General features: G+C 34.9%; 12 protein-coding genes. 6 read left to right on the forward strand and 6 right to left on the reverse strand.

The genetic code is table 11. The annotated features are described in order from the left end of the window. Nucleotides 1–107: 107 nt before the first annotated feature. A complete protein-coding gene (locus DEU39_RS10715) occupies nt 108–1481 on the forward strand; it encodes a DUF4932 domain-containing protein (RefSeq protein ID WP_062674427.1) in 1374 nt (457 codons plus the stop codon). A 63-nt stretch (nt 1482–1544) separates the two neighbouring features. On the opposite strand, the gene DEU39_RS10720 is transcribed toward DEU39_RS10715, so the two are convergent. Further along, nucleotides 1545–2135: an HD domain-containing protein gene (locus DEU39_RS10720; protein WP_062674425.1), complete on the reverse strand. Its 591-nt coding sequence runs from the start codon at nt 2133–2135 to the stop codon at nt 1545–1547. A gap of 1 nt (nt 2136) precedes the next feature. Beyond that, entirely contained in the window at nt 2137–2838 is a 702-nt protein-coding gene (locus DEU39_RS10725; protein WP_120231930.1) for an XAC2610-related protein, read from the reverse strand. 515 nt (nt 2839–3353) lie between these two features. On the opposite strand from DEU39_RS10725, the gene DEU39_RS10730 reads away from it, so the two are divergent. The 5 genes from DEU39_RS10730 (at nt 3354) to DEU39_RS10750 (ending at nt 7933) form a co-directional block, all read left to right on the forward strand. Beyond that, on the forward strand, nt 3354–3683 hold the full coding sequence (locus DEU39_RS10730) for a PadR family transcriptional regulator (RefSeq protein WP_002977573.1): 330 nt from the start codon (nt 3354–3356) through the stop codon (nt 3681–3683). Between the two features lie 11 nt (nt 3684–3694). Beyond that, the gene (locus DEU39_RS10735) at nt 3695–5416 is read left to right on the forward strand and encodes a PspC domain-containing protein (RefSeq protein ID WP_120231931.1); all 1722 of its coding nucleotides are present in this window, start codon (nt 3695–3697) and stop codon (nt 5414–5416) included. A 315-nt stretch (nt 5417–5731) separates the two neighbouring features. Continuing rightward, nucleotides 5732–6328, forward strand: coding sequence for a 1-acyl-sn-glycerol-3-phosphate acyltransferase (locus DEU39_RS10740; protein WP_120231932.1), 597 nt, complete (start codon nt 5732–5734; stop codon nt 6326–6328). A 48-nt stretch (nt 6329–6376) separates the two neighbouring features. After that, nucleotides 6377–6805 carry a PaaI family thioesterase gene (locus DEU39_RS10745; protein ID WP_002977570.1) on the forward strand — a complete coding sequence of 143 codons (429 nt, stop codon included), beginning with the start codon at nt 6377–6379 and terminating at the stop codon, nt 6803–6805. 159 nt (nt 6806–6964) lie between these two features. Further along, nucleotides 6965–7933 carry a chorismate-binding protein gene (locus tag DEU39_RS10750; protein ID WP_120231933.1) on the forward strand — a complete coding sequence of 323 codons (969 nt, stop codon included), beginning with the start codon at nt 6965–6967 and terminating at the stop codon, nt 7931–7933. A gap of 309 nt (nt 7934–8242) precedes the next feature. On the opposite strand, the gene DEU39_RS10755 is transcribed toward DEU39_RS10750, so the two are convergent. Genes DEU39_RS10755 through DEU39_RS10770 form a run of 4 tightly spaced genes read right to left on the reverse strand, consistent with a single transcriptional unit; the run spans nt 8243 to nt 11578 of the window. Next, a complete protein-coding gene (locus DEU39_RS10755) occupies nt 8243–8443 on the reverse strand; it encodes a hypothetical protein (RefSeq protein ID WP_047378522.1) in 201 nt (66 codons plus the stop codon). A gap of 5 nt (nt 8444–8448) precedes the next feature. Then, complete coding sequence (locus tag DEU39_RS10760) at nt 8449–9051, reverse strand: MarC family protein (protein WP_062674416.1); 603 nt, start codon at nt 9049–9051, stop codon at nt 8449–8451. 44 nt (nt 9052–9095) lie between these two features. After that, nucleotides 9096–10835 carry a BatD family protein gene (locus DEU39_RS10765; RefSeq protein WP_120231934.1) on the reverse strand — a complete coding sequence of 580 codons (1740 nt, stop codon included), beginning with the start codon at nt 10833–10835 and terminating at the stop codon, nt 9096–9098. Further along, nucleotides 10835–11578, reverse strand: coding sequence for a tetratricopeptide repeat protein (locus DEU39_RS10770; RefSeq protein WP_120231935.1), 744 nt, complete (start codon nt 11576–11578; stop codon nt 10835–10837). Before DEU39_RS10770 ends, DEU39_RS10765 begins: the two co-directional genes overlap by 1 nt. Nucleotides 11579–11644 lie beyond the last annotated feature (66 nt).

Consider the following 11644-nt stretch of genomic DNA (forward strand, 5'->3'; position numbering starts at 1 on the left):
AACCAAAGAATAATTGGAGTTCATTTGTTTTTATATTTACTTTTAGCATGGCAAAAAAATTATTTTTACATTGCTGTCACTAAAAACTATAGAAGAACCGATATTTCATGAAAAAGATTATTGTAATCATTACCCTTATCCTATCCATTACATTAAGAGCACAAAAAGACGTTAAAATTGAACTTTCAGAAAGTTACGAATTAGGAAATATTATTCTGGCCCTCACTGAATATGGCAGAACAGATCCTTATGACGTACAGAAAATCCCACCGTATTATGATGAAATCATTACGTATTTTGAGCCTGTAAAAGATCATCCTTTACTAAAAAAAGTAAATTATTCAAGAAAAGATTGGAAAAAATTCTTAGGCTTCCGAACTGATTTCTATGCATTTTCTTTTGATGAAAAAGGCTTACTTAAAAGAGATTTTCCTTTCAATTCCTTTGGTCCTAAAGAAGTAGATGAAAATCTGGAGCTCATCAATGATTTTGTAAAGAAATCAAATTACAGAACCTTTTATAAAAATCATCAGTCGTTTTACAATACTTTAATTGCCAATTACAAAGAGTATTATTACATCAATGATACTTATACTTTTTTGGATAAAATAGCAAAAAGACCAGCCAATGAAACAGATAAGAAATACATTATTGCCATATCTCCTTTGGTAGGCGGACAGAATTGCCACAGGGATATCAATAGCTCCTTAACTGTAGACTTTCCAAATATCGGAGAAGATCTTATCCTTGGAAATTTAAAAGGTAATCTCGCAAGAAGGATTCTTGATAATCACACCGTATTTTCAGAAATCGATCATGGGTATGTAAATCCTATTTCAGATCAGTACTCAAAGGAGATAACGGAAAGCTTCAACCTTACGAATTGGGATAAAAAATCAGGATACCCGGGAATAAATTCATTCAATGAATATATGACATGGGCAGTTTACGATTTGTTCATCAACGAAAAATTTCCAGAAGAAAAAACAGACAGTCTTTCGGCGATTTATCATAAAGTGAATATCCGACGCGGTTTTATTGCTCAGAATTTATTCTCGGAGAAGCTTATAGAGCTTTATAAAAAGGAAAAGAATCTGGAAAAATTATATATTCCATTATTAAAGTGGACGAAGAAAACAGGAAACAAAATTTCCCAGCCTTCCGTTGTCAATTCCAATAATAAAGACTTTGAGAAAACTGATCTCAATAATATCGTGGTACAATTCACAGAGCCTATGAAAAAAACAAAGACTCTTCAGCTCAAATTATATGAATACATTGATGGAAAAGAAACCCGCAATACCATCATTATCGTTAAAAATCCGGTCTGGTCTAAAGACGGGAAAGAAGTGAAATTCAGCCTGGATACTTCTTATAAAAATTTTGTACTGGGATTTTATGTACATAACAGTATGGCTGGATTTTATTCAAAGAAGGGAATTTTATTAAATCCCGACAATTACTTATTACTAGCCTCTTAAAACATTTCAGATGATCTATAAAAAGACCCTGCCCAATAAACGGGCAGGGTCTTCTTTTTTCAATTATTTCAGTACTTTTTCTGTTTCCAGACTTCTGTTCAGCAAAAACTCAAAAGCCTCTCCCATTTCATCAGATGCTCTGCTGATTGCATTTTCAAGCATATTTCGAATTTGTCTTTCTGTCACTCCAGCTTCAGTCCAGCTTTTTCCGGAAGTATGAGAATTTAAGATAAACGGCATGATTCTGTCAATTCCACATGCAAAGATAGCATCCGGAGTTTTCTCATCTTCAAACTCAAGCCATAAATTAAAGAATTCTGTACGTAAAGGTTCATCCAGAATTCCAAAGATTTTCTGAGCAGAAGCTTTCTCTCTTTCGAACTTTCCTACCATTGCCTTTTCATCAAAAATAAAAGTGTCTCCGGCTTCAATCTCCACAAGATCATGAATGGAAAGCATTCTTATCACTCTTAACAAATCAATATCTGCACGGTTTTTAGCATACGGATAAAGGATCTGAGCCAGAATAATAATCTGCCATGAGTGTTCCGCTGTATTCTCTCTCCGGGAATCGTCTGCATTATAATTTCTTCGCTGTACATTTTTAAGTGCATCTACTGCCAGAATAAAATCGATCTCTTTCTGAATTTTCATCTTACTTCTTATTTCTGTTATATTGATCAGACGGATATACCTTTGTTTTGGTAATCCATTTATTATTTATCTTTTCTTTAGTGGTCACTTTTACACTACCTTCAATGCTCATATCCTCTTCTTTTTCAAAGACTTTATCAAGTCCTTTATTCGGAATTACAACATATTCTGATGTAAAAATATCACAGCAGCCGGACTTTCCATAAGAAATTAGACGTTTACGCTTGGCATCAATATCAAAAATATCCAGACCGTTTGAACCCAGCTCTGTAAGTTCATCACTTTTTACAAACCCTAATCTTGTCTTGTTGAAGACATATACATCATAAGATGCCCCGCTATAATTTCCCATATTTCCGTTCCTTATGGCAACATCTTCCGTTCCATCGAAATTAAAGTCATCTATAATTACGGCACGCTGATCTTTTAAAAGGGGGATCAATTTCCCCTGGATCGGTTTTTGACCTTGTTCTGTATATAAAACCAGATCCTTTGAAACAAAAGTCTGTACTTTGCTGTTTTTATGATCAAACAATTCCACCGTTCCCTTTCCTCCGCATCTGTCATCATAACAATTTTCTACATGGATGACAGCATCATAACTTTTTGATACATTTTTAACATCAAACTGATATTGCCCGAAACATAAGGGACCTAATAAAAGAAATGCCGATAAGTGCCAGTACTTATTCAAAATATTCATGGTAATAGTAAATGATTTAGGTGTTTTTATTGCTAACAAAAATACGAATCATAATAGCGATCTCAAAATCCCGGTCTCATTATCTGTCAGAATTACCCTTTCAATAAAAGTGTATTCATAGATAAGAAGCTGTTTCCCGCTATCCGCTCATACTCCTCGCTCCTGCCTAAAGCCATAGCTGCTGTGGGGTAACCGCTGCTATCGGGGCTATGACATGAGTAATCTGTAATGAGTAATGGGTAATAATTAATAAAAGATCATTTTTTCTATCAATTTTATTTAAAAATTAAAGATTTCTGAGCTATTTTCTGTTAAAATTCATTTTACGTAAAATTCAAGATAAAATTTATTTAATTGATTTTCAATATTTTAAACAATTTATTTTAAAAACTTCACTACTTTGTATTGCATAATACCATTTTATTTACATATCTTTGTAATGTAAAATTAGAATAGGCTCAACTAGCTAGGGGCATTTTTCTAAAAATATAACTAATTAACAAAACTTATCAAAGATGAATACCGAAAATACCAAAGCGCAAATGCGAAAAGGAATTCTGGAATTCTGTATTCTAAGTCTCATCAATAACCGTGAAATGTATGTTTCTGATCTTATTGACGAACTGAAAAAAGGAAAACTGGATGTAGTGGAAGGGACCCTCTACCCTCTTCTTACAAGACTTAAAAACGGAGAGTTTCTCTCTTACAGATGGGAAGAATCTACAGGAGGACCACCCAGAAAATATTATCAGATCACAGAAAAAGGAAAACTTTTCCTGGATGAACTACTCAATACATGGAATGAACTGACAGCCTCAGTAAACCAAATCACCCAACAAAATTAAAAAACAAAGCTATGAACAAGACACTCTCAATAGGACTCGCAGGTTTTTCTTTTACCATAGAAGAACACGCATATATAAAGCTCAGCGATTACCTGAATGCACTGAGAAGCTCTCTGGATGCTTCTGAGGCTGATGAAGTAATGCATGACATAGAAATAAGAATGGTGGAGATTTTCAAAGATTCTTTAGGAAAACGTGAAGTGATTAACGACACCGATGTAGAAAAGGTAATCGCACAAATCGGAAGCCCTGAAAAAATCGAAGAACAGGAAGAAGCTTATTTTTCTGAAAAAACATCTGCCAGAAAAGAATATTCCGGATCCAATTATACCGATAAAAAACAACTGTTCCGTGATCCGGAAAAACAAAAAGTAGCAGGGGTTTGTGCAGGTTTAGCTCAATATGTAGGAATGGATATTACTACCATGAGAGCAATCTGGCTGGGAATCTTCATACTAGGAATTTTTACAGCAGCCATTTCCTCTTCTTTAATAGGTCTTTTATATGTAATCCTTTGGATCGTACTTCCAAAAGCTGAAACAGCAGCAGATTTCCTGAAAATGCAGGGAAAGCCTATGAACTTCGACAATCTTAAGAATGAGTCTAATAAATTGGTACAATTTGCTAATGAATCTACTCAGAGGGTCGGAGAAATCTACAACGAAAACAAACCTTATATCAACAATGCAAGCAGCGGAGTTTGGAATGTGTTCAAGTATATTGTAGGTGGTTTCTTTGTACTAATGGCTGTAAGCAGCATTATCGGAGTATTTGTATTATTTGCCCTTTTCGCAATGGATACAGACTTCCCTGGAGCTAATGAAATCAGATTCTACATGGACGATCAGGGACTTGATAAAGTACTGGCTGCGATGATGGTGATCGGAAGTTTAATCCCGGCAATCCTTTTCAGCTTATTGAGCATCAAGATCTTCTCTCCGAAAACAAAACTGAGAAATATCGGATGGGTTGTAGGTGGTTTATTCCTTCTTTTGATCGGACTTGGAACTTACTTCGGAATCAGTATGGCTAAAAAAGACATGATCTATAGAGGAAGCAAGGAAGATGTAGAAAATGTTGCCATCAACACCACTTCAGATACAGTGTATGTAGACGTAAAACAGATCAACATTCCTCAGAATTTCAAAGGGTATAACAATGATATTTATTCTGATAAAAGAACAGTGTATGAAGAAGATTATATTTCTGTAGATGTAACCAGAAAACCAGATATTAAAACACCTTATCTGATCATTAAAAAAGAAGGAAAAGGATATAACTTCCCAATCCAGATGACGGTTCCTGTAGAAATTGTAAACAACAAAGTATTACTTCCTAACTACATCAAATATCCGTACGAACACAGATTCAGAGATTACAGCCTTGATTACGAACTTGTGGTTCCGCAAAAAGCAGTTGTTTTATCCATGAATAAAAATCGTATCCACATGGACGGAGATTTAGACGGAGACGGTATCAATGACAAAGACCAGGACAGAGACGAAGACCATAACAATGTCCGAATTGAAAAAAATAAAATAACGGTAAACGGTTCCAGTATCGAATACAACTCTGATGACAAAGACAGCATCATTGTAAACGGTAAAAAAGTTCCTAACAACCAGGCAAAGAAAGTTATTGATTCTGCAGTGTCTACTATCAAAAAATCAAATAAAGATATGGACATCAAAATCAAAGACGGAAAAAACGAAATTTCCATACAAACTAAATAATTAACTTCAGAGAGTGGTAGAAGGTGTGGGTGGATGGCAACCGTTTGAAATTCACACCCTTCTTCTCTCAGAAAAGTAAAAATAAAACCATATTTAGTTTCTTATGTGAAAAAAAAGTTTTAATTTCGTAAAGCTAAAATTTAATAACCAACCAATCAAAAACACAGCCTTATCATGATACAATTTGCAATGGAATTCGTAATGAAAATCGTAGATTTAATTAGCGGTTTGTTTTAAGAGCAATAATATTTCAATATATTTGTAAAGTATAACCAAAGTTTGGTTATACTTTTTTGTTTTTAATCCAAGAAATCTATGAAAAAGCTGTTAGGCAAAGCAATGTTAAAAGTATTAGGTTGGAAAGTCGTTCTTCAGGGCGATGTCAACAATCTGAACAGGTGTATCCTAGTGGTAGCACCACATACCCATAATATGGAGTACATTTTAGGAAATTTCGCCTATTGGTCTTTGGAAAAACCTTTAAAAATTATCATTAAAGATGCACACACCAAAGCATGGTATGGAAGTATTGTAAAAGGACTTGGAGGTATTGGTATCGACAGAAGCCAGAAAAACGATCTTGTAAATTTCGTAGCCAACCAGTTTTCCAAAGAAGATTTCAGTCTTGTGATTACTCCGGAAGGAACCAGAAGCTGGGTACCGAAATGGAGAAAAGGATTCTATCACATGGCTTTGGCAGCTAAAGTTCCTATTGTGCTGGCAGCAGGTGATTTTAAAAGAAAAATTGTTTACCTGGGCTACACTATACCTTATGAAAGAATAGCATCCGTATCTTTTTCAGAAATCATGCAGGAAATTCAGGACTATTATGTAAAAAATGATATTGTTCCTAAAGTACCGGAAAACTGGAATCCTAATATTATGGGAACTGAGTCAGAAGCTAGAAGCTAGAAGCTAGAAGCTAGAAGCAAAATTAATTACCATTTATCAATTATTAAAATGAAAGGTCAGACAAAAGAAGAAATATTAGCATTCATCAATAACTGGGGAGATGTAACTCTTGCCAAAACACTTGAAATCAAATTCATTGATATTGATCTCGAAAATGAAACCCTTACTGCAACCATGCCTGTTCTGCCAAGAACTCACCAACCCTTTGGAATCATGCACGGAGGAGCAAGCTGTGTTTTAGCTGAAACCTTAGGGTCAAGCCTGTCTAATATTTTTATCGATGGCGAAAAATATTACGGAGTAGGAACCAACATCAATTCTAACCATTTAAGAAGCAAAAAAGATGGTATTGTAACTGCTACAGCACGCTTTATCAGAAAAGGTAAGACCATGCACGTATCAGAAATTGAAATTCGTGATGAAAAAGGAGTTTTAATTAATCATACCACAATGACGAATAATATTATTCACAGGTAATACTTACTGCAACATAAAAAATAAGGAGCTTAAACTAAATTTAAGCTCTTTTTATTTTGACATCTTTTAGACTAGTAATACCTTTGCAAAAAGAAAAGTTACGCTGGGAATTTCCTATATTATTTCCGGCTGTTGGTTTCCAAAATTCCTTCATAGCTCATGATTTATTTCAAACTTCCCTTCGACGAAAGATTATTGTCTGCAGATGAAAAAAGCACTAAAAATGCAGTTAACTTTTTTTCTTATAATGGCTTAGATCAGATTAGCTTCAGCGGAGATATTTCTGAAATACCCCCCAATGAAGTTGATCAAAAATTGATTACCAATGAAGTTTTGAATGATGATACCACAAATTATTACGCTGAAACCAAAGAAGAATACTGCCACACTTTACAGCAAGTAATTAAAGTCATCAAAGAAAACAATTTGCCAAAACTTGTTTATTCAAGAAGGAAAATATTTACAAATTTTCATACAGTCAATTATACAGAGAGTTTTAAAAACTTATGTAAATCATATCCCAATGCTTTCAGATATCTTTTTAATAATGGAAAAAATGCATGGATGGGAGCTTTCTCGGAAGTATTAGGGAAGTTTAATAAAACTACGCACGAATTTGAAACCATGGCCCTTGCCGGAACTCTTCCGGTATCTGAGGAGTGGTCCGAAAAAGAAATTGAAGAACAAAAGCCGGTTACCAATTATATTCAGAATATTCTGGCAAATTATTCTGACAATATAGATCAGTCAGAAACCTATGACCATATTTCCGGTAATATCAAACATTTACGAACAGATTTTAAAACCAGTATACAACCTGAAGATCTTGATAAAATTATTCAGGATCTGCACCCTACCCCTGCAGTCTGTGGTATTCCAAAAGATTTTTGCAATGAGAATATCCGTAAATATGAAAAATTTCCCCGTGAATTTTATGCAGGTTATATCAAGGTTGAAACGGATGAGAGTATCCTGTATTTTGTCAATCTGCGTTGTGCAAGACTTTATAAAGACTCCGTACATGTTTTTGTAGGAGGCGGAATAACAGCTCAAAGTGATCCGGAAAAAGAATGGAGAGAAACAGAACTGAAGTCTGAGGCGATATTGAAAAACCTGATTGTTTCCTAATATTTTTAGATTTGCCCACAGATTCTACAGAAACCTGTATTATGCTAAGTAAACGTCTTTGAGAACGATTTATCGTCCTTCGCGGACTTTGCCTTATATAGGTTTAGGCTAAAACCAATTGGTCTCTTTATCCTTTTTCCTGAACAGGCTAAAGCCCGTCCCTATTGAATAGGAAAAGCAGATATGGATATTTATACTAAACCTAATCCCTGATTCATGCTACCTTTTATCTGAAAGCTGTAATCTATAACCCCATTAAAAAACCTCCTTCAAAAAGAAAGAGGCTATATCTATATTGAAATATTCAATTTATTTCTTTAAACCGATTCTACTCCATGTATCCATTACGAAAAGCAGGATAAGACCTATTGCAGCAGCTCCAGCTGAGAATGCAAATCTAACGTTATCTTCATCTCCTAAGATATCTGTCGCCTGCCAGTTAATAGCATAAAGATTAATGGTGATGAATACAATGAACAGTACTAAAAATACTTTATAAAACTTCTTCATGACTCTTAAAAATTAATATAATTCTGCACCAACTGGGCAAAATTTGCGGTGAATAATTTAATTGAAATTGCCAAAAGGATAATTCCGAAAACTTTCTGAAGGATCATCAAAGTAGCATCCCCAATTTTCTTCTCCAGCCATTTCGCTGATTTCAGCACCAAATATACGAAAATTGTATTAAGAATAATTCCGCAGATAATATTAATATCATGAAATTCAGCTCTAAGAGAGAGTGCAGTTGTTAATGTTCCAGCTCCGGCAACCAATGGAAATGCGATGGGTACAATGGATGCAGCCTTTGCCTCAGTGGTTTTATTAATTTCAATTCCTAAAATCATTTCCAGCGCTATGACAAAAATCACAAAAGCTCCGGCAATAGCAAAGGAATTTACATCCACTCCGATAAGCTTAAGAATCTTATTTCCTACGAACAGGAAAACAATCATAATAGCTCCGGCAGTAATGGCTGCCTTTCCAGCTTCAATCTGTCCGAACTTCTGCTGAAGGCTTACAATAATAGGAACTGAGCCAATGATATCGATCACGGCAAAAAGAACCATAAAGCTGGTAACAATCTCTTTAAAAGAAAAACCATCAAAAATTTCCATCTCTTTGTAATTAAAAATTTCGCAAAAATATGAAAATAAACTGATTATTTGCTAATTTGTGAATATAAATTAACAATAGTTTTCAAAAGTTCTTCCAAAGCTTCAGCAGATTTCACAGGATTGTATTTTTCCATCTGAACTTTCTGCTGCAGTTTACTGTATTCTTCTGCAACCGAAGAACCTTTGTGCTTTTCAAGAAAATCCCTAAACTCCGGGATAGACGCCTGAAAATACTGTCCTCTTACTTCTTCATCCAACTCTTCAAGAGTTGCAAAGAACTTTTCATACTCTCCGTTATCTTTAAGATTTTCCAGATATCCGAAATAATCATTGATATCAGTTTTCATTAATTCTCTGATCTCTTTTTCTGTTTCGGCCACTGAACCTAAAGGTTTTGACGGTATAGTTTCCCTAACTAATGTACGTTTTTTTTGCCAATTTTTAAATAACAGATATCCAACAAATAAGCTTATCAGAATAGCTATATTGGTCAAAAGAATATTCCAGTGGAATTTGTTTTTTTCTTTTACTTTGAATGAAGTGGTTTTTAATACGGGAGTATTTACCGTCTCCAGAAGATTATTGGTGTATTCGTTTACTTTTTCTACAGTAGAGCGTGCCTCAAGAATCTGATCGTGAGAAAATGCATTCAGATCCAGTGTTTTCTGTCCAAGATCTACATATTCTTTACTCGCAGGATCAAAGAAAGCGAATTCTTCTGTTTTAATTGAAATGACACCCGATTTTTTAGGAATAATCACATAATTAGCCAGGATCTCTCCTTTCATTCCTGAAGTTCCAGGAGCTACTTTAGAGGTAATTTTCGGGGCAAAAACTTCATAATCCGGAGAGGCGGCAATTTTAGGAAGTTCCATATCCGGTAAATTACCTTCACCTGAAACTTTTACTACCACATTCAGAGGTTTTTTCGCTTCCGGTTTTTCCTTGGAAGCATTATATACGTTGACATTAAAGTTCCCAACAGCATTTTTAAAACATTCAGGAGCTCCTTCAGGAAGCTTTCTTACGTTGATTTTAACTTTATTGGAAACAATTTTTGTTTTATTTGAATAGGTACTTACTGAAGCAGATACTCCGGGAACTTCCACATACCCTGCTTCATTCGGAAAAACCATAAACATAGCCAGAACCTGTGAAGGCATGTTGCCGTATCCTGAAGGATCTATCTCAGACTTATCAAAATTGATAGGATGTACGTTGATATTATCCTGTTTCGGAAGATGAATATTTTTCACCTTTCTCAGATTATCCATATTTCTTGAATACACTCTCAGAACGGCTACCGTAGGCTGATCCTGATAGACATCCCGATCATCAATTTCCATATTCAGATAAACATCATTGGAGGTATTCGCTGCCAATGATCTTCTGTCGACAATATCACGGATATTGACATCAAAAGGTTCGGTTTTATAGATTCTGTTGTTTACGGTAACAAGAACGGAACCGATTTTTATTTTCCCTTTTTTCTTAGGCTCAAGGGCAATTCTGGAAACTTTCTGGGTAATTAAAGTATTGGTAGCAGGATCAATCACGGTATTGGTTACAGATCCACTTCCTATGATATTAAATTTTGAAAGATCCGGAAGCTGAAAACCTGTCTGCTGTACAAGATCACTTCCGTTAAGTTCAAGAACAATGGTCAGATTGATAATATCCTTACCTGCATACTCTGTTTTATCTGCATCCATAGACAGATTTACCTGTCCGTAAGTAATTACGGATGCAAGAGTAAGCAATATGTAAATCAATTTGTGCTGCATCACCAATCTTTCTCGTTGCTTTCAGGCATCGAATAAGAATTTTTGTTTAAAATTCTTCTGGCGGTTTCTTTTTCTTTTTCGTTTATTTTATCTAAGATCGCATTTTCAAGATTTTTGGGCATTCTGCCTTCATTATTTTGATTCTGCTTAGGATTGTCACCCTGGTCACTTTTGCCTTCGTTTTGCGGGCCGTTACCCTGATCCTGTTTTTTGTCTTTGTCGCCTTTCTGATCATCCCCTTTGTTCTGATCATTTCCGCCGCCACCTTTTCCTGAATTATTCTGTTCGTTTTTTTGCTGTTGTTTTTCTTTCTCTTTCAGTTTGGCAATCTCATAATTTTTTCGAGTTACCTCGCTGTGGGGATCCTGCTTCAAAGCTTTCTTATAATATTCAGCAGCTTTTTCAGGCTGATTCATCTGCATGTAAGCATTCCCTAAATTATGAAGAGCAGCCGTTTTATCGGGAAGAGTTTGTGAAAGTTTTTCTGCTTTTTCAAACTCTGCTTTTGCCTCTTCGTATTTTTTACTTTTATACAACGCATTCCCCATATTGTAATGAGCGGTAAAATCTTTATCATTGGATTTTATCGCTTCCATATATTTGGAGGAGGCTCCATCATAATCTTTACCGTCAAATTTCTGATTGCCTTCATATACTAAATTCCTATAGCTTTCCTGCCCAAACATGAAGCCTGAGAATGAAATGGCAACAATAAACGATAAAAATATGATTTTAGTATTCATCACTTGCAAAATTATTCCTTTATATGTTAAGAAACAGAGTTTTATTTGTTAAAATTCGGTTAAAGT

Origin of the sequence: Chryseobacterium sp. AG363, assembly GCF_003610675.1 — a bacterium.
In the GTDB taxonomy this organism is placed as follows: domain Bacteria; phylum Bacteroidota; class Bacteroidia; order Flavobacteriales; family Weeksellaceae; genus Chryseobacterium; species Chryseobacterium cucumeris.